The organism is Streptomyces sp. NRRL F-2664 (genome assembly GCF_000719345.1).
Lineage (GTDB): Bacteria > Actinomycetota > Actinomycetes > Streptomycetales > Streptomycetaceae > Streptomyces.
On record NZ_JOFX01000002.1, the window covers coordinates 251,431 to 278,346 of the forward strand.

At 71.2% G+C, this 26,916-nt stretch carries 22 protein-coding genes and 2 tRNA genes; 12 read left to right on the forward strand and 12 right to left on the reverse strand.

Annotation, left to right across the window (positions count from 1 at the left end):
* Positions 1-96 precede the first annotated feature (96 nt).
* The 3 genes from IF89_RS0103410 to IF89_RS0103420 form a co-directional block, all read right to left on the reverse strand.
* Entirely contained in the window at positions 97-1,125 is a 1,029-nt protein-coding gene (locus tag IF89_RS0103410) for an aspartate-semialdehyde dehydrogenase (protein WP_030760844.1), read from the reverse strand.
* Positions 1,126-1,477: 352 nt separating this feature from the next.
* Positions 1,478-4,801 carry a S8 family serine peptidase gene (locus IF89_RS0103415; RefSeq protein WP_030760847.1) on the reverse strand — a complete coding sequence of 1,108 codons (3,324 nt, stop codon included), beginning with the start codon at positions 4,799-4,801 and terminating at the stop codon, positions 1,478-1,480.
* Positions 4,802-5,074: 273 nt separating this feature from the next.
* Positions 5,075-5,635, reverse strand: a complete 561-nt coding sequence (locus IF89_RS0103420) for a CGNR zinc finger domain-containing protein (protein ID WP_030760850.1) — start codon at positions 5,633-5,635, stop codon at positions 5,075-5,077.
* A gap of 123 nt (positions 5,636-5,758) precedes the next feature.
* Here IF89_RS0103420 and IF89_RS0103425 point away from each other — a divergent pair, with 123 nt between their 5' ends.
* Together IF89_RS0103425 and IF89_RS0103430 are read left to right on the forward strand one after the other, a co-directional pair.
* Positions 5,759-6,217 carry a VOC family protein gene (locus IF89_RS0103425; protein WP_030760853.1) on the forward strand — a complete coding sequence of 153 codons (459 nt, stop codon included), beginning with the start codon at positions 5,759-5,761 and terminating at the stop codon, positions 6,215-6,217.
* A complete protein-coding gene (locus tag IF89_RS0103430; protein WP_030760856.1) occupies positions 6,217-7,104 on the forward strand; it encodes a pyridoxamine 5'-phosphate oxidase family protein in 888 nt (295 codons plus the stop codon). Before IF89_RS0103425 ends, IF89_RS0103430 begins: the two co-directional genes overlap by 1 nt.
* Here IF89_RS0103430 and IF89_RS0103435 read toward each other — a convergent pair.
* Positions 7,080-8,042, reverse strand: coding sequence for a hypothetical protein (locus tag IF89_RS0103435; protein WP_030760859.1), 963 nt, complete (start codon positions 8,040-8,042; stop codon positions 7,080-7,082). The genes IF89_RS0103430 and IF89_RS0103435 overlap by 25 nt on opposite strands.
* Before the next feature lie 170 nt (positions 8,043-8,212).
* Positions 8,213-10,768, reverse strand: coding sequence for an aminopeptidase N (gene pepN, locus IF89_RS0103440; RefSeq protein WP_030760862.1), 2,556 nt, complete (start codon positions 10,766-10,768; stop codon positions 8,213-8,215).
* A 139-nt stretch (positions 10,769-10,907) separates the two neighbouring features.
* On the opposite strand from pepN, the gene IF89_RS0103445 reads away from it, so the two are divergent.
* A complete protein-coding gene (locus IF89_RS0103445; RefSeq protein WP_030760865.1) occupies positions 10,908-11,558 on the forward strand; it encodes a DsbA family protein in 651 nt (216 codons plus the stop codon).
* Positions 11,559-11,686: 128 nt separating this feature from the next.
* Here the strand turns inward: IF89_RS0103445 and IF89_RS0103450 are convergent, their stop codons facing one another.
* From IF89_RS0103450 to IF89_RS0103460, 3 genes are all read right to left on the reverse strand, one after another.
* A complete protein-coding gene (locus tag IF89_RS0103450; RefSeq protein ID WP_030760868.1) occupies positions 11,687-12,343 on the reverse strand; it encodes a superoxide dismutase in 657 nt (218 codons plus the stop codon).
* Between the two features lie 157 nt (positions 12,344-12,500).
* Positions 12,501-13,910 carry an amino acid permease gene (locus IF89_RS0103455; RefSeq protein ID WP_030760871.1) on the reverse strand — a complete coding sequence of 470 codons (1,410 nt, stop codon included), beginning with the start codon at positions 13,908-13,910 and terminating at the stop codon, positions 12,501-12,503.
* Positions 13,911-14,117: 207 nt separating this feature from the next.
* Positions 14,118-15,518, reverse strand: coding sequence for an amino acid permease (locus IF89_RS0103460; RefSeq protein WP_030760874.1), 1,401 nt, complete (start codon positions 15,516-15,518; stop codon positions 14,118-14,120).
* Between the two features lie 284 nt (positions 15,519-15,802).
* On the opposite strand from IF89_RS0103460, the gene IF89_RS0103465 reads away from it, so the two are divergent.
* Positions 15,803-16,387 (forward strand): biotin transporter BioY, encoded by a 585-nt coding sequence (locus IF89_RS0103465; protein WP_030760877.1) that lies wholly within the window; start codon positions 15,803-15,805, stop codon positions 16,385-16,387.
* 95 nt (positions 16,388-16,482) lie between these two features.
* Here IF89_RS0103465 and IF89_RS0103470 read toward each other — a convergent pair whose 3' ends face one another.
* Positions 16,483-17,919: an amino acid permease gene (locus IF89_RS0103470; RefSeq protein ID WP_030760880.1), complete on the reverse strand. Its 1,437-nt coding sequence runs from the start codon at positions 17,917-17,919 to the stop codon at positions 16,483-16,485.
* A 219-nt stretch (positions 17,920-18,138) separates the two neighbouring features.
* Between IF89_RS0103470 and IF89_RS0103475 the strand changes: the two genes are divergently transcribed.
* From IF89_RS0103475 to IF89_RS0103500, 6 genes are all read left to right on the forward strand, one after another.
* Positions 18,139-18,624, forward strand: a complete 486-nt coding sequence (locus IF89_RS0103475; protein ID WP_030036244.1) for a ribose-5-phosphate isomerase — start codon at positions 18,139-18,141, stop codon at positions 18,622-18,624.
* 68 nt (positions 18,625-18,692) lie between these two features.
* Positions 18,693-19,499, forward strand: a complete 807-nt coding sequence (locus tag IF89_RS0103480) for an Fpg/Nei family DNA glycosylase (RefSeq protein ID WP_030760882.1) — start codon at positions 18,693-18,695, stop codon at positions 19,497-19,499.
* 221 nt (positions 19,500-19,720) lie between these two features.
* The gene (locus IF89_RS0103485; RefSeq protein ID WP_030760885.1) at positions 19,721-20,863 is read left to right on the forward strand and encodes a PP2C family protein-serine/threonine phosphatase; all 1,143 of its coding nucleotides are present in this window, start codon (positions 19,721-19,723) and stop codon (positions 20,861-20,863) included.
* A gap of 132 nt (positions 20,864-20,995) precedes the next feature.
* On the forward strand, positions 20,996-22,384 hold the full coding sequence (locus IF89_RS0103490) for a pyridoxal phosphate-dependent decarboxylase family protein (protein ID WP_030760888.1): 1,389 nt from the start codon (positions 20,996-20,998) through the stop codon (positions 22,382-22,384).
* Positions 22,381-22,836 carry an HD domain-containing protein gene (locus IF89_RS0103495; protein ID WP_030760891.1) on the forward strand — a complete coding sequence of 152 codons (456 nt, stop codon included), beginning with the start codon at positions 22,381-22,383 and terminating at the stop codon, positions 22,834-22,836. The genes IF89_RS0103490 and IF89_RS0103495 overlap by 4 nt, the downstream gene beginning before the upstream one ends.
* Positions 22,837-22,992: 156 nt before the next feature.
* Positions 22,993-23,187, forward strand: coding sequence for a membrane protein (locus IF89_RS0103500; RefSeq protein WP_030008564.1), 195 nt, complete (start codon positions 22,993-22,995; stop codon positions 23,185-23,187).
* 437 nt (positions 23,188-23,624) lie between these two features.
* On the opposite strand, the gene IF89_RS0103505 is transcribed toward IF89_RS0103500, so the two are convergent.
* Positions 23,625-24,056 (reverse strand): HIT family protein, encoded by a 432-nt coding sequence (locus IF89_RS0103505; protein ID WP_030760894.1) that lies wholly within the window; start codon positions 24,054-24,056, stop codon positions 23,625-23,627.
* Positions 24,057-24,290: 234 nt separating this feature from the next.
* Positions 24,291-24,851, reverse strand: a complete 561-nt coding sequence (locus tag IF89_RS0103510) for a hypothetical protein (protein ID WP_030760897.1) — start codon at positions 24,849-24,851, stop codon at positions 24,291-24,293.
* A gap of 438 nt (positions 24,852-25,289) precedes the next feature.
* Between IF89_RS0103510 and IF89_RS0103515 the strand changes: the two genes are divergently transcribed.
* Entirely contained in the window at positions 25,290-25,841 is a 552-nt protein-coding gene (locus IF89_RS0103515; RefSeq protein WP_030760901.1) for an EF-hand domain-containing protein, read from the forward strand.
* Positions 25,842-26,488: 647 nt separating this feature from the next.
* Here the strand turns inward: IF89_RS0103515 and IF89_RS0103520 are convergent.
* Positions 26,489-26,559, reverse strand: a tRNA-Gly gene (locus IF89_RS0103520).
* A gap of 168 nt (positions 26,560-26,727) precedes the next feature.
* Between IF89_RS0103520 and IF89_RS0103525 the strand changes: the two genes are divergently transcribed.
* Positions 26,728-26,804 (forward strand) — tRNA-Pro (locus IF89_RS0103525).
* Positions 26,805-26,916 lie beyond the last annotated feature (112 nt).

Below are 26,916 nucleotides of genomic sequence, written 5' to 3' on the forward strand. Positions count from 1 at the left end.
AATCCACGGGCGAACGCACCGCCGCGGGGGCCGCGCCCCCGCACCGGTGGGAGGGAGGGCGCCGGTGGCGGCCGCCCTCCCCGGTGTCCCGGCGGGTCAGCCGCGCAGTTCCTCGGCGACGAGCTCCGCGATCTGGACCGCGTTCAGCGCGGCGCCCTTGCGGAGGTTGTCGTTCGACACGAACAGCGCGAGGCCGTTCTCCACCGTCTCGTCGACGCGGATGCGGCCCACGTACGAGGCGTCCTGGCCGGCGGCCTGCAGCGGGGTCGGGATCTCGGAGAGCTCCACGCCCGCCGCTTCCTTCAGCAGCTCGTAGGCGCGCTCGACGCTGATCGGGCGGTCGAAGCGGGCGTTGATCTGGAGGGAGTGGCCGGAGAAGACCGGCACGCGCACGCAGGTGCCGGAGACCTTGAGCCCGGGGATCTCCAGGATCTTGCGGGACTCGTTGCGGAGCTTCTGCTCCTCGTCGGTCTCGAAGGAGCCGTCGTCGACGATCGAGCCCGCGAGCGGCAGCACGTTGAAGGCGATCGGACGCTTGTAGACGCCCGGCTCGGGGAAGTCGACGGCCGCGCCGTCGTGGACCAGCCCGGTCGCGCCCTCGGAGACGGCCTTGACCTGGCCGTCGAGTTCGGCGACACCGGCCAGGCCGGAGCCGGACACGGCCTGGTAGGTGGTGGCGATCAGGGCGGACAGGCCGGCCTCGTCGTGGAGCGGGCGCAGCACCGGCATGGCCGCCATGGTGGTGCAGTTCGGGTTCGCGATGATGCCCTTGGGCCGGTTCTTGATCGCGTGCGGGTTGACCTCGGAGACGACGAGGGGGACCTCGGGGTCCTTGCGCCAGGCGGAGGAGTTGTCGATCACGACGGCGCCCTGTGCGGCGACCTTCTCGGCCAGGGCCTTCGAGGTGGCGCCGCCCGCGGAGAAGAGCACGATGTCCAGGCCGGTGTAGTCGGCCGTGGAGGCGTCCTCGACGGTGATCTCGCGGCCCTCCCACTCGATCGTCGAGCCGGCGGACCGGGCCGAGGCGAACAGGCGCAGCTCGTCCACCGGGAACTTGCGCTCGGCGAGGATGCCGCGCATGACTGCGCCGACCTGACCGGTGGCTCCGACGATTCCGACCCTCACGTTGACTCCTCTTGATCCGTACGTCGCGTGCGCGCGTGGGGCCATCATGCGTTCGACCCCACGAGCCTTGTCCAATCCATTGTCCGAGGACCGGACGGTGTTCTGCATGCGAACACCCGTGACGGGTGCCCGGCGGCCTTGTCCTGGGCCCGCTGTGTGCCCGTTCTGCCTGGTGGGGGCGGGTTGACGTCCGGTCTGTCGCGTCCGCTCTCCGGACATGATCGACCGAAGGCCGAAACCCGCCCCTGGAGGGATCCACCGTGCCCGCGCCCGGCAGGTGGCGGGCCGCGGAACGGCCCGAGGGGGCGGCGCTCGTCAGAGCGCCGCCCCCTCGGGTTCCCTGCGCAAGGTGCTACGGGAGGACCTTCTCGATCTGCACGCTGCCGGTGCCGGCGGCGGTGCCGCGGGCGTTGAGCAGCTCGACCTGGCCGAAGAACTGGCGGCCCTCGGGGGCCGCGCTGGTGACCAGGACGTTCGCCGAGACCTGCGCGGTGGCGCCGGTGGCGAGGTTCACCGCGGCGGCCTCGTCGACCTGAACGGAGCCCAGGGCGGCCGAGAAGAACACGTCGCGGTAGTCGTACGTGGTGGAGCCGGCCGGGACCGCGTAGCCGATCACCTTGACCGTGTAGGTGCCCGCGGCCGGGTTGACCAGGCTCACGGACTCCTCGGAGTCGCCGTCGGCGGCGGAGCCGACCTTGACGCCGTCCTTGTAGACCTCGAGGTCGAGGTCGGCGGCGGTGTCGGACACCTTGCCGATCGCGACGTCGAGGCGCGAGGTGCCGGCCGGCACCGCGATCTCGGTGGTGTGGGTCTCACCGTTGGCGATGGTCGGCTTGGCGACCTTCGCGGAGCCCAGCGGACCGCCCTTGAGCTTGCCGCCGCTGATGGCCGCGCCGCCGTTCTTGACGCTCCACTGGACGGGCGCCGGGGTGCCCTGCTTCACCTCGGGCAGGACCTTGACCGCGGGGTCGAAGGCCGCGCCGAGCACGGAGACGTCCAGCTTGTACGGGTTGTCCAGGACCGGCGACGTACGGCGGGCCTCGACCTCGATCTCCCAGACGCCCGGCGTCGGCTCGGGGTACGAGCGCACGTCGGGCCGGCAGGTGTTGGCCGGGTTGTCGTAGTTCGGGTAGCAGTTCGTCGTGGCCGTCGGGTCGACCGGCACGCCGTACGGGTGGATCGCGATGAAGCGCGTCTGGGCGCCCGCCGCGAGACCGCTGAGGGCGACCTCCAGGCTCTTGGCGCCCGGCGGAACGGTCACGAAGTACGACGTGTGCGAGTTGCGCTGCACCGAGGCGGACTGCGACAGGGAGAACGACGGCGCGGCCAGGGGGGCGGAAGCCACGACGGTCGTGAGGATCTGCTTGTCGATGCCCTCGGTGGTCTCGTCGTCCAGCTGCAGGATGCCGCTGTGGACGCCGGCGGTCTTGGCGTTGGCCTCGACCTTGATGGTGACGGGCTTGTTCAGCGGCAGGGTGACGTAGTCGTAGCCGCCGACGACCTTGAAGGTGCCGTCGTTGTTGCGCCAGCTCAGGTCGTGCCGGGTGCCGTACTTGACGCCCGTGGTGCGGGTGACGACGACGTTGTAGACCTTCTTCTGGCCGACCTTGAGGCCGCCCTCGCGGTCGTACAGGCCGGTGCCGAAGCCCGGGGTCTTCAGGAACTGGTCGATCGCGGTGTCGACCGGCGCCTTGACGGTGAACTCGTTGGCCTTCGCGTCGCGCTGGACGGACTCCCACGCGCCGTTCACGTCGATCAGGCCCGAACCCTGCGCGTGCGCCGGGACGTTGTCGATCTTCTTGGCGGAGCTGGTGAGCGCGATCCGCAGGGAGGCCGGGGTCAGCTTGATGCCCTGCTGCTTCGCGGCCGAGATCAGCAGCGCGCTCGCGCCCGCCGCCTGCGGCGACGCCATCGAGGTGCCCTGGAGCATGCCGTAGCCGGCCGGCAGGGCGTAGCCCGCCTCCTTCACCGGCGCGCCGGGCAGCCAGGTCTGGATGGTGTTGATGGCCGCGCCGGGGGCGCTGATGGTCGGCGTGAAGCCGCCGTCCTCACGCGGACCGCGCGAGGAGAAGGGGAACATGTTGTACTTCGTGCTCACGCCCGAGCCGTAGTTCGCGGCCCACGTCTCCTTCGAGACCGAGGCGCCCACGGAGATGACCTTGTCCGCGAGGGCCGGGTCGCCGATGGTGTTGACACCGGGGCCGGAGTTGCCGGCCGAGATGACCAGCTGGACGCCGTAGGTGTCGACGAGGTTGCGGTAGAGCTCGGCGCGCGCGTTGTTGCCGTCGTTCAGCGCGGGCAGGCCGCCGATCGACATGTTGACGATGTCGACGCCGCGGTTGACGACGAGGTCGATCATGCCCTCGGTCAGCGCGATGTTGGTGCAGCCGCCGGACCAGGAGCAGGCGCGCGAGGAGACCAGCTTGGCGCCGGGCGCCCCGCCGTTCATCTTGCCGCCGAACAGGCCGTTGGCGGCGGTGATGCCGGCGACGTGCGTGCCGTGCTCGGACTCGATGATGCCGATGTTGACGAAGTCGGCCTTCTTGCCGACCCAGTCCCCGCCCAGCGGGTCCATCGGGACGTCCTTGCGGATCTCGATCACGAACGGAATCCGCTCGGCGACCTCGGTCGCCGGGTTGTCCGTGCCGAAGTAGCCGATCTGGTAGCCGTCCTTGTACGGCTTCATCGGCTCGTTGTTCGTGAAGTCGCCGTCCTGGTCGGTGTCGACGCGGACGGTTCCGGCGGCGGCGTCGTAGAGCATGCCGAACCGGTCGGTGGTGTCACCGTCGCGGTTGACGTCGCCCGCCATGTCGCCGGTGGCCGTGATCGACTCGCTGAACCGGCTCCACTGGAAGCTGCCCTCGGGCGCCTTCCAGCTCTGGCCGCCCGCGGTGAAGGAGCCGCCCGCGGCGGTCACCGGGGTGATCTGCGCGCGCCAGGTGCCGTCGCTGTCGGTGATCGGGTCGGTGGCCGTCACCCAGTCGACGATCTTGCGCTCGCCGGTGGTGGTCTTCTGCAGGGCCGGGTGGCCGAGGTCGACACCCGAGTCCATGATGCCGATGGTCACGCCGCGGCCGTCGGCCTGCGGGTTGTTCGCGACGAAGTCGACCGCGCCGGTCTCGAAGGACGGGTTGTACGGGTTCTTCGCCGGGGTGTCCTTGTCCGGCGCCGCGTACGACTCGGCCGCGGTCTTCTTCACCGTGCCGGCCTCCCGGCCGGCGTCGGGACGCGGGTCCGGCAGCTGGATCTCGTGCCGCAGGTCGATGCCGTGCACCGAGGACAGCTTGGCGGCCGCCTTCAGCGCGGCCTCCGCCTTGCCGGTCGGCAGGGTGGCGCGCACGTAACCGAGGTTGTCGTACGTCCGGCCGACCGAGGCGCCCTGGACGGCGTCCAGCTGCTCGGCGACCTGCTTGGTCTGGCCGGGGGCCGTCGCGACCATGACGGTGACGTTCGCGTCACCCTTGGCCTTGGCCTCCTGGAGGAGCTCGACGTCGGCCGAACCGAGCTTCTGATCGGCGGTCTTGACCGCGGGCGAGGTGCCCGGGGTCTCCGCGCCGGTCGCCGCGAACGCGGGCGCGGCGCCGGTCGCCGCGAGGGCGGCGACCAGGCCGGCCGCGGCCGCGACGCGCGCGACGCGTCTGGCCCCGGGTATGGAGCCGGGGGATTCGAGGGTCATCAGCATCCCTGGTAAGTGAAAGATACGGTCCGGATTTCGGTGCCGGATGACCGGTCAGCTTTCCTCAACCGACAGGTCTTTGGGGAGGGATGTCATCGACCGAGACCTGCGGTGGCGGAGACCCGCCAGCGCGGAACATCCGCCAGTGAGGCCGTATCGGGGCACAGTGGTGCGAACCTCGGGGGTCGAAGAGTGGCTTTGTCGACTTGGAGGCCTCGCGCCGCTACCGGTGCGGGATGGTCCGCCGACCCGGGTGTGACAGATTTCGCCCCGTCAGCGCTCGCGCGTGCGCGCGTAGTGGCGCGAGGCCTTCGCCCGGTTTCCGCAGGCGGACATCGAGCACCAGCGCCGGGTGCCGTTGCGCGAGGTGTCGTGGAAGTGCAGGACGCAGGTCTCCGCGGCGCACTTGCGGATCCGATCGGGCGCGGAGGCCAGCAGCTCAAGGTAGTTCCGGGCGGCCGTCCAGGCCGGACCCCAGGACGGGTCGTCGAACTCGGCCCGCTCACCCGGCCCTTGCGCGGTCAGGGTGGCGCGGATGCGGCCGTGCTCCAGTACGGCGTCGACCAGGGCGCGGGCGCCCGCGTCGGCCGGGTCCGCGACCGCGCGGGCCAGTGCCTCGCGTGCGGTCATCAGGTGGACGAGGGTGGGGGCGTCGGCCCGGAAGCGGCCGGCCAGCCCGGCGGACTCCAGCCACACGGCGAGCCCTTCGACCCTGCTCAGCCCGAAGGCGCCGGCGAAGAGGTCGACGGGCTCGCCCTCCTGCACCCAGCGGGTGTTCAGCAGGTCGAGGGCGATCGGCTCCCCGGTCAGGGGCCGTGCGTCCGCCGTCGTCATGTCCGTCTCCTCGCTCGCTAACCACTCAAGAGTACGTGAGCGGTTGACGCCTCCTGTTCTAACCTTTAAATTGCATTTAGAAGGTTAGAACTCGTGGAAGCAGTCTTCGGGGAAGGACCCGTCATGACCACCGCCATCAGCACCCTCCGCACCGGGCACGTCGGCCTCAACGTCACCGACATCGAGCGCTCACTCGCCTTCTACCGGGACGCCCTCGACTTCGAGGTCCTGGCCGAGGGCAAGGAGGAGGACCGCCGCTTCGCCCTGCTCGGCCGGGACGGCGCGCTCGCCCTCGCGCTCTGGCAGCAGGCCACCGGCTCCTTCGCGCCGGCCGCGGCCGGACTGCACCACCTGGCGTTCTCGGCGGGCGGAGTCGAGGAGGTGCGCGGGTACGAGGAGCGGCTGCGCGGCCTGGGCGTCGTGTTCGCCTACGAGGGTGTGGTCGCGCACGGCGAGGGCGCCGCCTCCGGCGGCATCTTCTTCCACGACCCCGACGGCACCCGTCTGGAGATCTCCGTACCGGCCGGGGCCGAAGGCGCGCCCGCCCCCGTCGCCGGGGCGCCGACCTGCGGGTTCTTCTAATGCCCGGCGCCTACCACTGGGGTTCGCTGGCGGTGCAGGAGCGGGTGGGCGTACGCGGGGCGGCCGAGCACGTCGGCCGCTCGATCGGTACGGGCATCCGCGATGTCGCCGCGGCCTTCCTGGAACTCCAGCCGCACCTGGTCGTCGGGGCCGCCGACGGAGCCGGCCGGATGTGGGCCTCGCTGCTCACCGGCCCGCCCGGCTTCGTGCGGGCCACCGGCCCGCACCGGATCTCCGTCGCGGGAGGCGTACCCGCCGCGGACCCCCTCGCCGAGGCGCTGGCCGCGGACGGGACCCGCGTCGGGACCCTCGCGCTCGACCCGCGCACCCGGCGCCGGATGCGGCTGAACGGGACCCTCTCGGCGACCCCTCGGGGCTTCGCCGTCGAGGCCGAACAGGTCTTCGCCAACTGCCCCAAGTACCTGCAGAAGCGGCAGCCGCTGGAGCGGGTGGCGCAGGGGGCCGGCGTCGTGCGCCGCGGGGAGGCCCTGACCCCCGGCCAGGTGGATGCCGTGCGGAGCGCCGACACCTTCTTCGTCGCCACCACGGCGGAGGCGGACGGGGTCGACGCAAGTCACCGCGGCGGCCTGCCCGGCTTCGTGGACGTGCTCTCCCCCGCCGAGCTGGCCTGGGCGGACTACGCGGGGAACGCGATGTTCCTGACCCTCGGGAACCTGACCGCGGACCCGCGGGCCGGACTGCTCTTCCCGGATTGGGAGACGGGGGCCGTCCTCCAGCTCAGCGGCCGGGCCCGGACGGAGTTCGCGACCGACGGCGGCCGCCGCACCCGCTTCCGGGTGGAGTCGGTGGTGGAGGCGCTGCACCCGGGGCGGCTGCTGTGGAGCACCCCGGAATACTCGCCTCACCTGGGCAGCACCACCAGATAGGCGGCGGGCTCGCGGTCGTCGGACGCCGTCAGGGCGGTCCGGATGACCGCGGCCTGCTGCTCGGGCCAGTCGCGGAGCTTGCGCGGGGTGATGTGCACGACGGTCACCCCGAGCCGCTCCAGCGTCTCCCGCTTGCGCACGCACTCGGACCACTCCTCGTCCTCGCCCTGGCGCGGGGCGCGGGTGTCGATCTCCACCGCCACGGAGTGCTCGGGCCAGTACGCGTCGACCCCGCCGAGGTGCGGGCCGCCGGGGATCCGCAGGTCCACGTTCCAGACGGGGTCGGGGAGCTCGTGCCCCCGTACGAGGTGGTACAGCCGGTCCTCGGCCATGGCCCTGCCCTCCGCCAGGAGGGACTCGACGGCGTCGACCACGTGCTCCCGGTTCAGCAGCCGGGCCACCGTCAGCTCCCGTACGATCGCCGCCGGTTCGCAGTGCCCGCTGCGGACGGCCTCGCTGAGCAGCCGCCGAACCGTGCCCGCGTCGGAGAGCTGCGCGACGGCGTCGGCGACGGCCCGCGCGACCGGCGCCACCGGCAGTCCGGTGACCTCCTGCGGCCGGGGCGGGGTGTGCGCACGCACGATGCGGACGTCGCCGGTGGACCGCAGCCGCCGGATGCCCGGCACCAGGACGTCGATGTGTGCGAGGGCGAGCAGCGGCGGCGCGGAGGCGAAGCGGTACAGCGCCAGCGCCGCCAGCCCGGTGATCATGCCCTCGCCCCCGCCGCGCCGCCCCGCGTACAGCAGCGCCGCGTGCAGCCGCTCCTCGCTGGTCGCCGGCCCGGAGTGGAGCAGGAACACACCGGGCAGGATCTGCCGCCACGGCCGCTCGGCGGCGTCGGAGGCGCTCACGCCGTGTTCGCGCAGCTGTGCGAGGGTCAGCACGCGGGGGCGGTTGCCGGTGAGGTGGGCGAGGGGGAGGGGTGCGTTGTGGTTCATGACGCAGTGATTCCCTCAGGCCATGGCCTCGCTAACCCCTGTTACACGCCTGTCGGCAAATGCGGACAAGCTGGGGCTAAAGTACGGGCGTTCGACTGCCGATAGCCTGCCGCGCCGCGTCCCCGGACCGCTGCTGCCGGGGGCGGCGCCCCCGGCAGCGGCGCCGCAGGTCAGGCTCCCGCCGCGTCGCACGCCTGGGCGCGCAGGGCCCGGGCCAGGTCGTCGCGGGACTCCAGCACCAGGCGGCGCAGGGCGGGGGCGGCGTCCTCGTGCCCGGCCAGCCACGCGTCCGTGGCCTCCAGCGTGGCGGCGTCGCCCTGCAGCGAGGGGTAGAGCCCCCTGACGACGTCCATCGCGATCTGGATCGACCGGTCCGCCCACACCCGCTCGATCACCTCGAAGTAGCGTCCCGTGTGGGCCGCCAGCAGCTCCCGCTGCGAGGACTGCTGCATGCCCGCGATCGTCGCCTCCACCAGGGCGTTGGAGAGCGCATCCGACTCCACGACCGCCGCCCACGCCTGGTCCTTGACCGCCTGCGAGGGACGCGCCGCCAGGCACCGGACCTGGTGCCGCTTGCCCGACGCCGTGTCGTCCCGGGCCAGTTCCGCGGCGAGGACGCCCTCGTCCACCGCCCCGTGCGCCGCCAGCGGCAGCAGGAGGTCCCAGCGCATTTCCTGGTCCACCTCCAGCCCGTCGATCCGCGCCGACCCCTCCAGCAGTCCGCGCAGCAGCTGGAAGTCGCCCTCGGTCGCCGCGCACGCCGCGAAGAACCGGGCCCAGGTCAGCTGGTGCTCCGAACCCGGCTCGGCCACCCGCAGCTCGTGCAGCGCACCCGCCGCCAGGTCCCGGCCGCTCTGTTCGCGCCGGTCGGGAGCCGCGTAGTGCGTGACCGCCGTCAGGGCCTGCGCGTGCAGCATCTGCAGGACGCCGACGTCGGTCTCCCGGCCCGCGTGCGCCAGCAGCAGCGCGACGAAGTCGCGCGCCGGCATCAGGCCGTCCCGCGTGAGGTTCCACAGCGCCGACCAGCTCAGGGCCCGGGCCAGCGGGTCCGTCAGGTCGCCGAGGTGTCCGCGCAGCGTGGCCAGCGACCCCTCGTCGAAGCGGATCTTGCAGTAGGTGAGGTCCTCGTCGTTCACCAGGACCAGGTCGGGCCGGTCGGCACCGGCCAGCTCCCCGATCACCGAACGGGCGCCGGCGACGTCCGCCTCGGCCCGCGCGTAGCGGACCAGCGCGCCGTCCGGCTCCAGCCGGTACAGGCCGACGCCGATCCGGTGCGGCCGGAGCTCGTCGCCCTCCTGGACGACCGCGAGCTCGGTGATCCGCCCCGCCGCGTCGTAGGTCACCACCGGGGTGAGCGCGTTCACGCCCGCCGTCTGCAGCCAGGCCCGCGACCACTCGGTCATGTCCCGCCCGGACACCTCGCCGAGCACCGACAGCAGGTCGTCCAGGGTGGTGTTCCCGTACGCGTTCGCCTTGAAGTAGCGGCGCGCGCCCTCCAGGAACGCCTCCCGCCCGACGTAGGCGACCAGCTGCTTGAGCACCGCCGCGCCCTTGGCGTAGGTGATGCCGTCAAAGTTCAGCTTCGCGTCCTCCAGGTCGCGGATGTCGGCCGTGATCGGGTGGGTGGACGGCAGCTGGTCGGCGCGGTAGGCCCACGACTTGCGGCTGTTGGCGAAGGTCACCCACGCCTGGTCGAAGCGGGTGGCCTCGACGAGCCCGAAGGAGCCCATGAAGTCCGCGAAGGACTCCTTCAGCCACAGGTCGTCCCACCACTTCATGGTGACCAGGTCGCCGAACCACATGTGCGCCATCTCGTGCAGGACGACGTTCGCGCGCCGCTCGTACGACGCCTGCGTGACCTTGCCGCGGAAGATGTACTCCTCGCGGAAGGTCACCATCCCCGGGTTCTCCATGGCGCCCAGGTTGTACTCCGGCACGAAGGCCTGGTCGTACTTGCCGAAGGGGTAGGGGTAGTCGAAGATCTCGTGGAAGAGGTCGAAGCCCTGCTTGGTGACGAGGAAGACGTCGTCGGCGTCGAAGTGCTTGGCCAGTCCCTTGCGGCACATCGCGCCCAGCGGGATCGTCAGGTCCCCGCGGGTGTAGGTGTCCGTCACGTAGTGGTAGGGCCCCGCCACCACACAGGTGATGTACGTGGAGATGGGCGCGGTCTCGGCGAACCGGCGGGTCTGCCCCTCGCGGGACTCCTCGGCGCCGTTGCTCCAGACCTGCCAGCCCTCCGGTGCCGTCACCTCGAAGCGGTAGGGCGCCTTCAGGTCCGGCTGCTCGAAGTTCGCGTACACGCGCCGGGCGTCGGCCGGCTCGTACTGCGTGTACAGGTAGACCTCGCCGTCCTCCGGGTCCACGAAGCGGTGCAGGCCCTCGCCGGTCCGGCTGTAGGCGCAGTTCGCGTCGACCACCAGCACGTTCTCGGAGGCCAGATCGTCCAGGGCGATCCGGGCCCCGTCGAAGACGGCGGCCACGTCCAGCGCCCGCCCGTTCAGGGTGACGGAGTTGACCGAGGGGGCGATCAGGTCCGCGAAGGTGGCGGCGCCGGGGGCCGCGGACCGGAAGCGGATCGTCGTCACCGAGCGGAAGGTCCGCGGGCCCTGCGCCGGCTCCGCCTCGTCCACCGCGGACCTGATGTCGAGGGCGACCTCGTAGGCGTCGACGGTCAGCAGCTCGGCCCGCTCGCGGGCCTCCTCGCGGGACAGATTCTCTCCGGGCACCTGCACTCCTTCGTGCGTGATCGCGTTCTTGGGTCGAATCCTCGCACGGGGGGAATGCGTGCGAGGGCGTCCTGGTTGGCCACGGAGGACATGCGCCGTTGATGCCTTTTTCCACCCGAGACCGACACCGAGGAGAGACATGACCGAGACCCGGGTGCGCGAGAAGACGCCGGTCGACTTCTGGTTCGACCCGCTCTGCCCTTGGGCCTGGATGACGTCCCGTTGGATGCTGGAGGTCGAGAAGGTCCGCGACGTCGAAGTGCGGTGGCACGTGATGAGCCTCGCCGTCCTCAACGAGAACAAGCTCGACGAGCTGCCCGAGGTCTACCGGGAGCTGCTCGGCCCCAAGGGCTGGGCCCCCGTGCGCGTCGTCATAGCGGCCCAGCAGAAGCACGGCGACGAGGTGACCGGCAAGCTCTACACCGCGCTCGGCACCCGCATCCACAACGAGGACAAGGGTCCCACCCGCGAGGTGATCGCCGAGGCGCTGGCCGAGGTCGGCCTGCCGGCCGAGCTGATCGCGTACGCCGACTCCGACGAGTACGACGAGGTGCTGCGCGCCTCGCACAACAACGGCATCGACCGGGTGGGCCAGGAGGTCGGCACCCCCGTGATCTCCGTTCCGGGCGCCGACGGCGAGGGCGACGTCGCCTTCTTCGGCCCGGTCGTCACCCCGACCCCGCGCGGCGAGGCCGCCGCCCGGCTGTGGGACGGCACCCTGCTCGTCGCCTCCACCCCGGGCTTCTACGAGATCAAGCGGACCCGCACCGAAGGTCCCCGCTTCGAGTAGTCCGCACGGCGCACACGAGCACACAGAAGACCCCCGTGAGTCACGTCCTCACGGGGGTCTTCTGCTGGACACGCCCGCCGGTGAAGGTGGAGAAGACGATCACGAGGCGGACGGGCTCGGGGGTGCGATCAGCCCTTGACGGGGATCAGCAGCGGGGTGTTGGCCTTGGCGTCGGCGTAGCGCCGGGAGACGTCCTGCCAGTTGACGACGTTCCACATGGCCTCGATGAAGTCCACCTTCTGGTTCTTGTACTGCAGGTAGAAGGCGTGCTCCCAGGCGTCGAAAACCAGGATCGGGGTGCTGGCCACGCCCACGTTGCCCTGGTGGTCGTAGACCTGCTCGACGACCAGGCGTCCGCTGACGGGCTCGTACGCGAGCACGCCCCAGCCGGAGCCCTGCGTGGCGGAGGAGGCGAAGGTCAGCTGCTTCTTGAACTTCTCGAACGAGCCGAACGACTCGGTGATCGCGTCGGCCAGGTCGCCCAGGCCGTCGGCCGCGGTCGGCTCGCCGCCGCCCTCGCCGGTCTTCGGGCTCGCCATGTTGTGCCAGTAGATGCTGTGCAGGATGTGCCCGGAGAGGTGGAACGCGAGGTTCTTCTCCAGGCCGTTGAGCGCGCCCCAGTTCTCCTTGTCGCGCGCCTCCGCCAGCTGCTCCAGCGTGTTGTTGGCGCCCGTGACGTAGGCCGCGTGGTGCTTGTCGTGGTGCAGCTCGATGATCTGCGGGTTGATCACCGGCTCCAGCGCCGCGTAGTCGTACGGAAGTTCAGGAAGCGTGTAGATGGCCATGCGTGTTTCCGGTCCCCTCGGCGTGCCAATCGCTAATTGCAATTAATGCGCAACTGCACGCTAGCAGCATCTATTCCAGCTCACACGTAAGGGTTGCCTCTGTGGAACGCAGGTGGGCCCCGTGCGCTCGCACGGGGCCCACCTGCGGTCGGGGTCGTCAGCGGGCCGTGGCCGCCGACCGGCGCTGCAGGACGTAGCCGATCGCGGCGAGGGCGACCGTGAGCCCGCCGGTGAAGAACACCTGGACGCGGGTGTCCTCGCCCAGCGCCATCAGCGCCAGGACCCCGGCCACCCCGGCCAGCGCCACCCAGGTCAGGTACGGGAAGCCCCACATGCGCACGACGAGCTTCTCGGGGGCCTCGCGCTCCAGGCGGCGGCGCAGCACGACCTGCGACACGGCGATGAAGCCCCAGACGACGAGGATGACCCCGCCGACCATGTTCAGCAGCCAGGCGAAGAGGGTGTCCGGGTACCAGTACGACAGCAGGACGGTGACGAAGCCGAAGCCGGAGGAGGCGAGCACCGCCCGGCGCGGCACCCGGCCGGCGAGCCTGCCGAGCGCCTTGGGACCCTGGCCGCGGGCGACGAGGGAGTAGGCCATGCGCGAGGAGCCGTAGATGTTCGCGTTCATCGCGGACAGCAGTGCGACCAGGACGACCGCGTTCATGATCTGGCCGGCCGCGGGGATGCCCAGGTGGTCCAGGGTGGCCGCGTACGGGCCCTGCTCGGTGACCTTCGGGTCGTTCCACGGCAGCAGGGTGACGATGACGAGCATGGAGCCGACGTAGACGACGGCGATCCGCCACATGGTGGTCCGCACCGCCTTGGCCACGCCCCTGACCGGGTCCTGCGACTCGGCGGCGGCGATGGTGACCGTCTCCAGCCCGCCGTAGGCGACGACCGAGGCCAGCAGGCCGACCAGCAGGCCGTCCACGCCGCGCGGCAGGAAGCCGCCGTCGGGCAGCAGATTGGCGGTGCCGGGGGCGCCGGTGCCCGGCAGCAGGCCGAGGACGGCCAGCACACCCAGGCCCAGGAAGAGGCCGATGGCGCCGATCTTGAGGGCGGAGAACCAGAACTCGAACTCGCCGAAGTTCGAGACGGCCGCCAGGTTGGAGCCGCAGAACAGCGCCATGAAGACCAGCACCCACATCCACGACGGGGTACCCGGGAACCAGCCCGTCATGATGTGCGCCGCGCCGATGGCCTCGATGGCCACGCCCACGCACAGCAGCGTCCAGAACATCCACCCGGCGGTGAAGCCGGCCCACGGGCCGATCGCCCGCTCGGCGTGCACCGAGAAGGAGCCGGAGGCCGGGTCGGCGGCGGACATCTCGCCGAGCATCCGCATCACGAACATCACGAGCAGTCCGGACGCGGCGTAGGCGAGCACGATCGAGGGACCCGCCGCGGCGATGCCGGCTCCGGACCCGACGAAGAGGCCGGCGCCGATGACGCCGCCGAGGGCGATCATCGAGAGGTGGCGCTGCTTGAGTCCGTTGCCGAGGGGGGAGGCCCCTGAGTCGGTCGGCGGGGGCTCGGGAGGTGCGACGGTGGTGCTGTGGCTCATGGGGTGGGTGCCTGTCCGGTGCGGGGGTGGAGCGGGCCCCAGTGTGCCGAGCGTCCGCTGACCGGACGTCTTTCGTCCGATATTCGGACGCCCGCTTCACGGATCGTGATCACGTCCGCACGTCCCGGGGACGGGGAACCACCGGACGGACAGGACCCCCGCGCCGGGGCACGGGGGTCCTGAGGGTGTCCGCGGACGGACGCGGGGTCAGCCGGTGCGCCGCTCGCGCAGCTCGCGGACGCCCGCCACGGCGAGCACCAGCAGGGCGGCGCCCGTCGACCACAGCAGCTGCGGCCGCGCGGAGTCGTCGAACAGCATCAGGACCAGGACCGCCGCCATCCCGGCGAGCGCGGCCCAGGTGGCGTACGGGAACAGCCACATCGGCAGCGTCAGCCGCTCGGGCATGTCCTGCTCGATCCGGCGGCGGAGCTTCAGCTGCGAGACGGCGATCAGCGCCCACACGAACAGCAGGACGGCGCCGACGGCGTTCAGCATGTAGAGGAAGATCGTGTCCGGCCACAGCAGGTTGAGCACCACCGAGACGAAGCCGAAGGCCACCGACGCGAACACCGCCCGGCGCGGCACGCCGCCGCCCGAGACCTTCAGCAGCCCCATCGGCGCCTCGCCGCGCTCGGCGAGCGAGAACACCATGCGCGAGGAGCCGTACAGGTTCGCGTTGAGCGCCGACAGCAGGGCCACGAACACCACGATGTTCATGATCTGGCCGGCTGCCGGGATCCCGATCGAGTCGAGGACGGCGACGTACGGGCTCTGCCCCGGCTCCAGCGAGTCCCACGGCAGCAGGGTCACGATGACCACCATCGAGCCGACGTAGAAGAAGAGGATGCGCCACACGGCGCTGCGCACGGCGCGGGACACCGACCGGGCCGGGTCGTCTGACTCGGCGGCCGCGATGGTGACGACCTCCAGGCCGCCGAAGGCGAAGATGACGGCGAGCATGCCGGCGACCACGCCGCCGAAGCCCTCGGGGAAGAATCCGCCGTGCCCGGTGAGGTTGGCCATCCCCACCGGGTCGGTGTCCGGGAGCACGCCGAAGATCGCGAGGGTGCCGAGGACCAGGAAGAGCACGATCGCGCCGACCTTGAGGGCGGCGAACCAGAACTCGAACTCGCCGAAGTTCTTCACCGCGGCCAGGTTGCTCACGGTGAAGACGACCATGAAGAGCAGCACCCAGATCCACTGGTCGACCGCGGGCACCCAGCCGTTCGCGATCTTCGCGGCTCCGGTGGCCTCGACCGCGAGCACCACGACCAGCAGGAACCAGTACAGCCAGCCCGCCGAGAAGCCGGCCCAGCGGCCGAGCGCCCGCTCCGCGTAGACGGAGAAGGAGCCGGAGGCGGGCATCGCGGCCGACATCTCGCCGAGCGCGCGCATGACGAGCATCGCGAGGACGCCGGCGAGGAGGTAGGAGCAGATGATCGCGGGACCGGCGATGCCGATGCCGGCGCCGGAGCCGACGAAGAGGCCGGCGCCGATCACACCGCCCAGCCCCAGCATGGTCAGGTGGCGCTGCTTGAGGCTGTGGCTGAGGGGTTCCGCGGGCAGGTCGCCCGTCGTGGGAGGTGCTTCTGGCAGGCGCTCACGCATGAGGAGTGCTCGTACTCTCGTTCGGCCCAGCGGTGATGGGGGCCCGCGCTTGGCTTGGCGGGATCCAACAGTCTTGCTGAGCGGCGGCCGTCCGTGCAAAACGGACGTGTTGTCAGATGTTGCTCGTGACGAGGATCACGCCGATCCGATCGGGGGAGCGCGCTTTGTGCATTCCCCACCAACGCGGGGAGCGGGGCTTTGTACCGGGCGGCGGTGGGGCGGCCACGGGGCGCGCACTAACGTCGGTGATCGTCCCCACCCCCACCACCTCGCGGAGCCCCCTCATGAGCACTGCTTCCGTCTCCCTCCGGCCCGGCGCCGTCCTCGCCGACCTGCTGCCCGCGAGCCGCGTGCGCGACATCGCGCTCGTGGTCGGCGGCGCCGCCCTCACCGGGATCGCCGCGCAGATCGCCGTGCCCGTCCCCGGCTCCCCGGTCCCCGTCACCGGCCAGACCTTCGCCGCGCTGCTCGTCGGCACCGCCTTCGGCGCCCGCCGCGGCTTCCTCTCCCTGGCCTTGTACGCCCTCGTCGGCATGGCCGGGGTGCCGTGGTTCGCGGGTGGCACCTCCGGCGCCGGCGGTGCCTCCTTCGGCTACGTGCTCGGGATGCTGCTCGCCGCCACCGTCGCCGGCGCCCTCGCCCGCCGCGGTGCCGACCGGTCGGTCCTGCGTACGGCGGGCACGATGGTGCTCGGCTCCGCGGTGATCTACGCGGTGGGTGTGCCGTACCTCATGGCCGCCACCGGGATGTCGCTGGGCGCGGCCGTCGCGGCGGGCCTGACGCCGTTCCTGATCGGCGACGCCCTCAAGGCGGCCCTCGCGATGGGTGCCCTGCCGGCCGCCTGGAAGCTGGTCGGCCGCCGCGGCTGAGCCCGGCCCCGGAGCGCCCCCGTATCGGCCGGAGCCCGGCCCGCCTGACGAGGCGGGCCGGGCTCCGGCGTACGTACGGGACGGGTGCGGGCCGGTCAGCCCTGGACGGCGGTCCGCTTGCGGCGGAAGTCCAGGACCACGCCGACGGCCACGACCAGGCCGGCGACGACGGTGGACAGGGTGACCACCTCGCGGTTGGCGTCGTCCACGAACATGTAGCCGATCACGAACAGGATCAGTGCGGCGGTGGCCCAGGTGAGCCACGGGAAGAGCCACATCTTCACGGTCAGCTTCTCCGGGGCCTCGCGGACCAGGATCCCGCGCATCTTCAGCTGGGTGAAGCAGATCACCAGCCACACGAAGAGCGCGATCGCACCGGAGGAGTTCAGGAGGAAGTTGAAGACCGTGTCCTTGAACGCGTAGTTGAAGTAGACGGCGACGAAGCCGAAGACCGTCGAGCCGAGGATCGCGGCAACCGGCACGCCCTTGGCGTTGACCTTGGCGAACGACTTGGGGGCGTCGCCGCGCTCACCGAGCGAGAAGGCCATGCGGGAGGCGGTGTAGAGGCCGGAGTTCAGGCAGGACAGCACGGCGGTCAGGACGATGACCTCCATGATCGTGCCGGCGTTCGCGATACCGATCGAGTCGAGGGCGGCGACGTACGAGCCCTTCTCGGTGATCGACTTGTCGTTCCAGGGGAGCAGCGTCAGCACGACGAAGATCGAGCCGAGGTAGAAGACGCCGATGCGCCAGATGACGGAGTTGGTGGCCTGCGTGACCGCCTTGCGCGGGTTCTCCGACTCGCCGGCCGCCAGGGTGACGATCTCGCTGCCCATGAAGGAGAAGACGACCATCAGCACACCGGTCAGGACCGCGCCGTAGCCGTTGGGGAAGAAGCCGCCGGTGTCGGTCAGGTGCGCGAAGCCCGCACCGGGGTTGTCCGAGCCGGGCAGGACGCCGAAGACGGCCAGCATGCCGATGACGACGAAGGCGCCGATCGCGACGACCTTGATGCCCGCGAACCAGAACTCGAACTCGCCGTAGGAGGCGACCGAGCCGAGGTTGGTGGCGGTCAGCACCGCCATCACGATCAGGGCCCAGGCCCACTGCGGGACGGCCGGTATCCAGTTCTCCAGGATGGCGGCACCGGCGGTGGCCTCCACCGCGAGCACGACGACCCAGAAGAACCAGTACAGCCAGCCGATGGAGAAGCCGGCCCAGCGGCCGAGCGCCCGGTCGGCGTAGGCCGAGAAGGAGCCCGAGTTCGGGCTGGCGGCCGCCATCTCGCCCAGCATCCGCATCACGAAGACGACCATCGCGCCGACCAGCGCGTAGGAGATCAGGATGGCGGGACCGGCCTTGGCGATGCCGCCACCGGAGCCGACGAAGAGACCGGCGCCGATGACGCCGCCAATGGCGATCATGGACAGGTGGCGGTTCTTGAGACCGGCCTTCAGACCGTCGGAAGGCTGACCGTTACCGGGGTTGCCGGCGGGGTTGCCTTCCTTCTGAAGGGTCGTCGTGGAGCTCATGGACGGATCCTTAGGTTCTCGGGTTGCGAGCCCCGGCATTCAAACCTGAGATGAACGCAGGACGGAAGACCTCAATCCGGATCGTTGCCTTGGGACGAACGTCCAGGACCCACGTCCTGCCGTGTCCCATCTGCGTTCTTTGGGTTTACTTGAGCTTTAGAAGTGACTTACGCGACACCCACTGCGGGTCGTCCGGGCTCCCCGTGCCACACTCGTCCCATGCGCGTGTACCTCGGATCCGACCATGCCGGCTTTGAGCTCAAGAACCACCTCGTGGACTGGCTCAAGAACAACGGCCACGAGCCCGTCGACTGTGGCCCCCACATCTACGACGCCGTGGACGACTACCCGCCCTTCTGCCTCCGCGCCGCGGAGAAGACCGCCGCGGACGAGGGCAGCCTCGGCATCGTGATCGGCGGCTCCGGCAACGGAGAGCAGATCGCCGCGAACAAGGTCAAGGGCGTCCGCGCCATCCTGGCCTGGAGCGTCCAGACCGCCCAGCTCGGCCGTGAGCACAACAACGCCAACGTCATCTCCGTCGGCGGCCGCATGCACACGCAGGACGAGGCCGTCAGCTTCATCGAGGCCTTCCTGGCCACCCCGTACTCCGGCGAGGAGCGCCACACCCGCCGCATCGACATGCTCTCCGCCTACGAGCAGACCGGCGAGCTCCCCCCGATCCCGGCCCACCACCCGCAGGGCTGATCCCGCTTCCGGCCGTGCCGTCCCCAGGTGGGCGGCACGGCCGTCGACGTCCTTCCCAGGAGTGCGCCGTGCCCGAGGGGCATACGATCCACCGCCTCGCCCAGGACCACACCGAACGGTTCGCCGCCCGGCCGGTCCGCGTGAGCAGCCCCCAGGGCCGCTTCGCCGAGAGCGCGGCCCTGCTCGACGGGCGCCCGCTGGAGAGCGCGGAGGCCCACGGCAAGCACCTCTTCCTCGAACTGGGCGACGCCTGGATCCACATCCACCTCGGACTCTTCGGCAAGCTCGGCTTCGGCCCCGCCCCCGCCCCGCCCGCGACCGAAACGGTACGGCTGCGCCTGCTGAACGACGAGCACTACGCCGACCTGCGCGGACCCACGGCCTGCGCCCTGATCGGCGAGGGGGAGAAGAAGGCGATACACGGACGGCTCGGCCCGGACCCGCTGCGCCCGGACGACGACCCCGACCGGGCCTGGGCCCGGATCTCCCGCTCCCGCACCACCGTCGCCGCACTGCTCATGGACCAGAAGGTCGTCGCGGGCGTCGGCAACGTCTACCGCGCCGAGGTCCTCTTCCGGCACGGCATCGACCCGTACCGCCTGGGCAAGGACCTCACCCGCGCCGAATGGGACGCCATGTGGCAGGACCTCGTGGTCCTCATGCGCCAGGGCGTGCGCTACAACCGCATCGACACCGTCCGCGACGAGCACCTCCCCGAGGCGATGGGCCGGCCGCCGCGGGTCGACGACCACGGAGGCGAGGTGTACGTCTACCGGCGGGCGAACCTGCCCTGCCACATCTGCGGCCACGAGATCCGCACCGCCGGCCTCGCCGCACGCAACCTCTTCTGGTGCCCCACCTGCCAGCGGCACTAGCGCGCGGCAGCCGGACGGATGTTCGCGCTGCGACAGCGGACATCACACCCACCGGCCCGCAAACCGTGCATCTCCAGAGCCATGCGGCGCCATACGGCCATCCCCGCCAGGGCAATCCCTACCGGCCCGGCTGATTTCGGGCACTCCCCGCCCCACCCCCGCGGCCGGGTCCGGGGGTACCCCTGCGCATTCACAGCCAGGATCGATAGGGTCCCGAAGCAATGGCCGGAGCACGCGTGGAGACCTTCCTGGCCCGGATGCGCATGCGGTCGCACCGGGGCCGCACCGTCCTGCGCAAATCGGCCGTCGACTACTTCCGCGGCGACGCCTCCGACTGGCTCGCCTTCATCGGTTTGCTGCTCACCGTTCCCGCCATAGCCTGCGGCACGCTGATGCTCCCGGTCTGGTTCTCGCCGTCCGCGCTCGTCCTGCCCATCGTGGCCGGCGGACTCCTGCTGCGGCCCGCCAGCCTCCTCGCCCTCTACGCCGCCTCGGCCGCCGCACTGATCGTCGAGGCCCTGGTACTCGGCCCGTACACCCAGGGCCCGGCGCGCGTCACCCCCGGCACCGTGCTGGTCGTCGCGGCCTGCGGCTTCTTCGGGCTGGTCATCGCGCAGTTCCGCAGCCGCGTCGGCGTGCCCTGGCGGCGCGGCGGCACCATGCTCTTCGACCTGCGCGAACGCATCCGCGTACAGAGCAAGCTGCCCGCACTGCCGCGCGGCTGGCACCGCGAGATGGCCCTGCGCCCCGCCGGCGGCCAGTCCTTCTCCGGCGACTTCGTCGTCGCCGCCCGCACCAACGGCGGCCGGACCCTGGAGATCGTCCTGACCGACGTCTCCGGCAAGGGCATGGAGGCGGGATCCCGCGCCCTGCTGCTGTCCGGCGCGTTCGGCGGGCTGCTCGGCGCCCTCCCGCCGCACGGCTTCCTCCCCGCCGCCAACGGCTACCTGCTCCGCCAGGACTGGGACGAGGGCTTCGCCACCTCCATCCACCTCGTCCTCGACCTGCGGACCGGCGACTACGAACTGCTCTCGGCCGGCCACCTCCCCGCCCTCCAGCTCTGCGCCGGCACCGGGCGCTGGCAGGAGAAGTCCGGCGAGGGCCCGCTGCTCGGCGTCTACGACGGAGCCGAGTTCACCCCCACCCGCGGCAACCTCCGCCGCGGCGACGTCCTGATGCTCTTCACCGACGGCCTCGTCGAGACCGCCGACCGCGAGATCAGCGAGGGCATCGACCGCCTCACCGGCGAGGCCGACCGCTATGTCTCCGCCGGCTGGGAGGGCGCGGCCTGGCACCTGATCGAAAAGGTCGCCAAGGACGTCAACGACGACCGCGCCCTCCTCCTCATCCGCCGCTCCGCCTGACGCGGCCCGGGGCCGATCCGGAGCCTCCGGTGCCCCCGGGGGCCGCGGGGCCGCCCCGCAACCGGGGCCGCCCGGCCACTCGGGCCGAATTGGCACGTCCGCGGCGGAGCCGGCGGGGCCTACCGTGCCCCCATGGACCGCACGCTCGCCGCCGACCTCGCCCGGCTCCCCGACCTCCTCGACACCACCCGCCGCGCCGCCGCCGAAGCGCTCACCACCCTCGACGAACGCCCCGTCGTACCGCACCCGCCGAAACCGGCCGACCCCGAACCGCTCCCCGAGCACGGCTCCGGCACGGAGACCGCCCTCGCGGCGTTCCGCACCCGCTGGGAGCCACGGCTCTCGGCCTCCGCCGGCCCCCGCTACTTCGGCTTCGTCACCGGCGGAGCCACCCCCGCCGCGCTCGCCGGTGACTGGCTCACCGCGGCCCACGACCAGAACTCCAACTCCGCCATGGACGGCGCCGGCCAGGACCTCGAACGCGAGACCGTGGGCTGGCTGCGCGCCCTCTTCGGCCTCTCCGACGCCCACACCGGCACCTTCGTCAGCGGCGCCACCATGTCCAACACCACCGGCCTGGCCATCGCCCGCGAATGGCTGGGCGAGCGCCTCGGCGTGTCCCCCGCGGACGACGGAGCCGCCGCCCTCGGCCCGGTCCGCGTCCTCTCCGGCGCCCCGCACTCCTCCATCGCCAAGGCCCTCGCCTTCCTCGGCCTCGGCCGCAACTGCCTCGTGCGCGTCCCCACCCTGCCCGGCCGCGAGGCCGTGGATCCAGCAGCCCTGGACCGCGCCCTGGCCGACACCCCCGGACCGGCGGTGGTGGTGGCCAACGCCGGCACCGTCAACACCGTCGACTTCGACGACCTCACCGCCGTCGCCGCCCTCCGCGCCCGTCACGACTTCTGGCTGCACACCGACGCCGCCTTCGGCGCCTTCGCCGCACTCTCCCCGCAGCACGCGCACCTGACCGAGGGGCTCGACGCCTCCGACTCCGTCTGCGTCGACCTGCACAAGTGGCTCAACGTCCCCTACGACAGCGCCGTCCAGTTCACCCGCCGGCGCGACCTGCAGGCCCGCGTCTTCCAGAACGCCGCCGCCTACCTCGGCCCCCTCGGCGAACACCCCGACCTCGTCCACCTCACCCCCGAGAACTCCCACCGGCTGCGCGCGCTGGCCGCCTGGTTCACGCTGCGCGCGTACGGCCGCCAGGGACACCGGGAGATCGTCGAACGCAACATCGCCGGCGCGCGCGCCCTCGGCGCGGCCCTGGCCGAGGACCCCGCCTTCGCCCTCCTCGCCCCCGTCCGCCTCAACGTCGTCTGCTTCACCCTCGCCGGCGACCCCGACCCGGCCCGGCTGACCGCGCTGCGCGAGGCGGTGTCCGCCGAGGTGTTCGTCACCCCGACCGTCCACGAGGGAACCGCCGGCCTGCGTGCGGCGTTCTCCAACTGGCGTACGACGCAGGCAGATGTCCGCAGGGCCGCCCGAGCCCTGCGCACGGCAGCGAGGGAGATCGCATGACGAGCAGTCCCCTGACCCTCCTGGAGGTCGAGGCCCTGGCGCGGGAAGCGCACGAGGGCCAGACGGACAAGGCCGGCAGGCCCTACGCCGAGCACCTCGCGGCCGTCGCCGAGGGCGTGCGCTCGCGTGGCGGCAGCCCCGAACAGCAGGCCGCGGCGTGGCTGCACGACGCGATCGAGGACGAGGCGCTCAGCCTGACGTGGCTGGAATCCGCCGCCCTGCCGCAGGCCGTGAAGGACATCGTCCTCGCCGTCACCAAGCGGCCCGGCGAACCGGTCGAGGAGTACGCGGCCCGCATCCTGGCCACCCCGGGCGCCCTGCTGGTCAAGGAGGCCGACCTCGCGCACAACGCCGACCCGGCACGCCTCTGCGAACTGGACGCCCCCACCCGTGACCGATTGTCCGCGAAGTATGCGTATGTCCGATCCCTCTTGGGCCTCACCGCCCCCTGACCCCTCCACCCCCCAGGCGGTTGGCGAAAACGGAACCATGGCCTTTCGTCACGGGGCGTATGACCGCGGCCGGTTGGTGGGAGGATGGTCCATGTGGGGGCATTCCCGGCCGTGCGCCCCCGGCCGACCAGGGGACGACCGAAGGTGTGATCAGTAGTGGCCATTTCGCTGTCAGTGGTGGTTCTGTTGGCGGTCATCCTGGTGGTGCTGATCCGCGGCAACCACATCAAGACGGGCCCCGCCATCGTCGCGGCCCTCTTCGGCTTCTTCCTGGCGTCCAGCTCGATCGCGGACGACGTGAACCGTTTCCTCAACTCCCTGGCGACGATGATCGCCAACATCAAGCTCTAGCGTCCCCGGGCAGCACCCCACTCGCCCCGCCCCGCCTCCGGGCCCCGGGAACGACCTAGGGCCAGGAGGAGGAAACATCCTCCGACCTGGCCCTTCGGTACGCAGAGCGGGCGCCGGGAATCGAACCCGCGCAGCTGGTTCGGAAGATCGCGTACGCCCCCGCCGCCCGACCGGCCAAGCCCCTGGCCTGCACCCGGGCCGAGCACCTACCGCGGTTGACCGTGTTTCCCCGCCACTCGCGCCGCCCGATCGGGCACGTGAAGGGCGCGCCGGCGAACTCGGACGTCAGAGGAACCTCTCCGGCATCGGACACGCCTCCGGCGCCCCGTCCGGCCGGTCGGCCCAATGCAGTAGGCGCGTAATCGGCCATGCCGAGGACGCCAACAGCGTTGCGGCGCCCGGCCCGGCTGGCTTTGTCCATGAGAACGGGCTGTGGCTCAAGTTCTGTGATGGGTCGCCTGGTCCCGGTTGAGCGCATCAGCCAGCTGCGTGCCTGGGTCGCCGGTGGGGCGGCGACGGGAGGGCCCGGTCGGCCAGGTGGAGATCCCGTCGTCCACCCATCGCGGAACGACATGGAAGTGCATGTGAGGCACGGACTGTTCCGATCCCGGGCCACTGGCACTCAGGATGTTGACACCCGAGGCGCCCAAGGCGGTCCTCATAGCCGCCGCGACGCGCTGGACCAGCGCCATCGACGCGGTCAGGACATCGGGCGGGATGTCGAACATGCCCTCGTAGTGACGGGTGGGAACCACCAATGTGTGCCCCGGCGCGAGCGGGTTCAGCGGGGTGAAGGCACAAGACTCGGCGTCGCGGGCCACCCAGCGCGCGGTGCCCTCACGGATGAGTCGGCAGAAGACACAGTCCATCCGTCCAACCCTGTCACATGCCGCTCCGAGGCCCACTGCGGGACGGACACCGTGGCCCTCGGGGCGGACTGTGCCGTGTGCTTCCACAGATGAGCCAGAACCTGAGAACGGGTTCTGGCACACATTCCGTGAGGCGTGCACCGTGGGTGACGGTTGAGGCCGCTCCTACCGTCCGAAGCGATGGTGCTCCGGCTGGAGAAGCTGCGGTTCCCGGCGATCGTGGCTGGGGCGGGGTCAGCGCTGATCGGGCGCCGTGTCCGTCCCGCGCTGCCCGCAGTGTGGGCAGCGCTCGCGGCCGTCCCATGCGGACCAGCCGAAGTCGGTCGGGGTGAGGGCGTGGCCCTCCAGCTCGTTGCGGACGGCCTCACGGTAGGCCCAGACGGCGTCCAGGTAGGGGTGGTAGATGTCGTGGAATGCGGGGGTCGAGATGCCGGCGCCCGCGGCGACCGTCCTTCGGAGGGCGCGGAGGCGTTCGAACATGGTCTGGCCCGTTCCCGCGATCCGGGCGCTGGCGTCGAGGAAGAGGCGCTCGCGCACCTCGTAGATGCGGGCGTCCGTCAGCGCCAGGCGGCTTGCTTCCTCCAGGTCGGTCGCCTCGGCGCCGCTCTGCGCGAGGCGGCGCAGTTCGGTGTGGGCCGCGCCCGCCGCCGCGATGAACTCCGTGTAGACGTCCCGGCGGCGCGCCTGAAGGCCTCGGCGGTGTTCCTGACGGGTGCGTAGGCGGTCGGCCAGAACCGTGCCCGCTATCGCGATCAGACCGCCCCCCAGTGTGGCGACCAGCGTTCCCCACTCCATAACGTCTCCCCCAGTCGGTGCTCCGGAAGGGCGCGCCCCCCGCGCCGTCCCGTCCCGCAGATCATGCCCGACGCCCGGTCCGACCGAGTACGCCCCGGCTCAGATGTTCGGCCGGGCCAGCTCCGCCACTGACTTCACGCTCAGTCAGCCCTCCACGGAAAGTGAGCCAGAACCCGAGAACGGACAGCAGGTGTTCACGACTCCGAGCAGCGTGGGCCGGGGTGCTGTTCGAATGCCGCCGGCCTGCGGCAGTCAGCGCAAGAACGCCATGTGATACCCGATCCGTCCGAGGTCATACCGGTCAGAAAGACAGTTCGCATCATCGGGCGATCTTGGCTCCGACGTGGCCCTTCCATGGGTTTTGGGAAGAATCCGACGCCTAGTCTCGGGGCGGACGCGTCGACGCGCCCGCCCCGCCACTCCCGCGAAAGGACGATCATGGCCACCGTCGCCACTGACCCGATCACCATGAAGCTGGACCAGCTGTTCGCCGCCACGGACACCAACAGCGACGGCTATGTCGACTGGAGCGACTACCAGCGCCTCGTCGACCGCTACCTGAGCACCTACAAGATCGACAAGCGCGACCGTCGGGCGCAGGCGCTGCTGACCTCGTACCAGATGCAGTGGGTCGAGCTGCTGCGGCACGCGAACGGCGCCGACCGTCTCTCCAAGGAGCAGTTCCAGGCCGCCAACCGCGCGGTGAGCGTGGACACCAGCCGCTTCAACATGGTCGAGGGCGTGCCGCACGCCATCTTCGACATCATGGACACCGACGGCGACAACACCATCAGCAAGGCCGAGTTCGCGCAGTACCTGAAGGTCTGGGACATCTCCGACCCCGGCGCCCTGGACACCTTCGTCCATCTGGACACCGACGGCGACGGAGAGATCAGCCGGCAGGAGTTCATCCGCGCGGTCAGGGAGTTCTTCTACTCTTCGGACCTGGAGGCCCCGGGCAGCCTGTTCTTCGGGCGCCTGTCCGCCTGAGACGCGAGGTCTCCCACCCGCAGCGGGCCCTGCGGGGCCCGAGCCGGCTCGGACGACTGCCTGATCCTCACCCGGCGGTGGTCCTCCGGGGCGTTGCACCTGGAAGCGGCCCGGGTCCGGAACCATGGATGGTGGTTCCGGACCCGGACCGCTTCCGACAGTACGGGACAGGCTTTGCGGCCCTCCCGGCGTTGTCCGCATCGAGCTCGGCGCTGGTCTTACAGGACCGACCAGAGCAGGCACCGCTCGGTGGCGTTCGATTCTGAACCGCCCTCGGTACCTCCCGAGCCGATGAACATCGAAGGCTGCCATGGCCGCCCTCGCAGATGGCGCCGACCACGTCGTCCGGGCGGGCGTGGACTTGTCTTCCAAGGACTACGCCCGGCGCTACGAGAGCCGGCGAAGGCTGTACCAGTGGAGGGGCACAGAGACCCTCGTGACTCTCCGCCCACACGGGCACAGCAGCCGCAGCCAGCGCGGCTGTGCGGGCCATCCGCTCCGCGTCCCCAGAGATTCCCCTCTCTCCTCCTGCGGCTGCCCTGACGGCCCACAGGCACGCGGGGAACACGTCGCCCCCGTCACAGCCCCGGGAACGCCTCAGGGCCAGGTCGAGGAAACATCCTCCGACCTGGCCCTGAGCCATCAAGAGCGGGCGACGGGAATCGAACCCGCGTAGCTAGTTTGGAAGACTAGGGCTCTACCATTGAGCTACGCCCGCAGTGCGCGTGTCGCAGGTCCGGGGACCGCGGCACGGACAGCATCCTAGCGGGTCGTTCCCGCCGCGTGCACACCACATTCCGTGCCCGCGCCGCCGTCCGTGCGAAACGGCTCGGGAAACACCGCGCATCGGAGGGTCTCCGGGCATGTACCCTACGTGTCGCACCGACGGGGTGTGGCGCAGCTTGGTAGCGCGTCCGCTTTGGGAGCGGAAGGTCGTCGGTTCGAATCCGGCCACCCCGACCACGCACAGTCCACCCGCAAGATCGCGTTGTGGGCTGATTGCCGCGTGCGGCTACTATGCAAGCTGCGTGCCCGTGTGTCTGATGTACCGGGCCGAAGTCCGCCGGGCCGCTGA

Bases quoted from the DNA above. Each gene is read 5' to 3' on its own strand.
- IF89_RS0103485 (WP_030760885.1), top strand. From the start codon at position 19,721: ATGGCCGGAGCACGCGTGGAGACCTTCCTGGCCCGGATGCGCATGCGG.
- IF89_RS0103450 (WP_030760868.1), bottom strand. From the start codon at position 12,343: ATGGCCATCTACACGCTTCCTGAACTTCCGTACGACTACGCGGCGCTG.
- IF89_RS0103495 (WP_030760891.1), top strand. From the start codon at position 22,381: ATGACGAGCAGTCCCCTGACCCTCCTGGAGGTCGAGGCCCTGGCGCGG.
- IF89_RS0103445 (WP_030760865.1), top strand. From the start codon at position 10,908: ATGACCGAGACCCGGGTGCGCGAGAAGACGCCGGTCGACTTCTGGTTC.
- IF89_RS0103470 (WP_030760880.1), bottom strand. From the start codon at position 17,919: ATGAGCTCCACGACGACCCTTCAGAAGGAAGGCAACCCCGCCGGCAAC.
- IF89_RS0103460 (WP_030760874.1), bottom strand. From the start codon at position 15,518: ATGCGTGAGCGCCTGCCAGAAGCACCTCCCACGACGGGCGACCTGCCC.
- IF89_RS0103420 (WP_030760850.1), bottom strand. From the start codon at position 5,635: ATGACGACGGCGGACGCACGGCCCCTGACCGGGGAGCCGATCGCCCTC.
- IF89_RS0103475 (WP_030036244.1), top strand. From the start codon at position 18,139: ATGCGCGTGTACCTCGGATCCGACCATGCCGGCTTTGAGCTCAAGAAC.
- IF89_RS0103415 (WP_030760847.1), bottom strand. From the start codon at position 4,801: ATGACCCTCGAATCCCCCGGCTCCATACCCGGGGCCAGACGCGTCGCG.
- IF89_RS0103505 (WP_030760894.1), bottom strand. From the start codon at position 24,056: ATGGACTGTGTCTTCTGCCGACTCATCCGTGAGGGCACCGCGCGCTGG.
- IF89_RS0103430 (WP_030760856.1), top strand. From the start codon at position 6,217: ATGCCCGGCGCCTACCACTGGGGTTCGCTGGCGGTGCAGGAGCGGGTG.
- IF89_RS0103455 (WP_030760871.1), bottom strand. From the start codon at position 13,910: ATGAGCCACAGCACCACCGTCGCACCTCCCGAGCCCCCGCCGACCGAC.
- IF89_RS0103425 (WP_030760853.1), top strand. From the start codon at position 5,759: ATGACCACCGCCATCAGCACCCTCCGCACCGGGCACGTCGGCCTCAAC.
- IF89_RS0103515 (WP_030760901.1), top strand. From the start codon at position 25,290: ATGGCCACCGTCGCCACTGACCCGATCACCATGAAGCTGGACCAGCTG.
- IF89_RS0103435 (WP_030760859.1), bottom strand. From the start codon at position 8,042: ATGAACCACAACGCACCCCTCCCCCTCGCCCACCTCACCGGCAACCGC.
- IF89_RS0103465 (WP_030760877.1), top strand. From the start codon at position 15,803: ATGAGCACTGCTTCCGTCTCCCTCCGGCCCGGCGCCGTCCTCGCCGAC.
- IF89_RS0103510 (WP_030760897.1), bottom strand. From the start codon at position 24,851: ATGGAGTGGGGAACGCTGGTCGCCACACTGGGGGGCGGTCTGATCGCG.
- IF89_RS0103490 (WP_030760888.1), top strand. From the start codon at position 20,996: ATGGACCGCACGCTCGCCGCCGACCTCGCCCGGCTCCCCGACCTCCTC.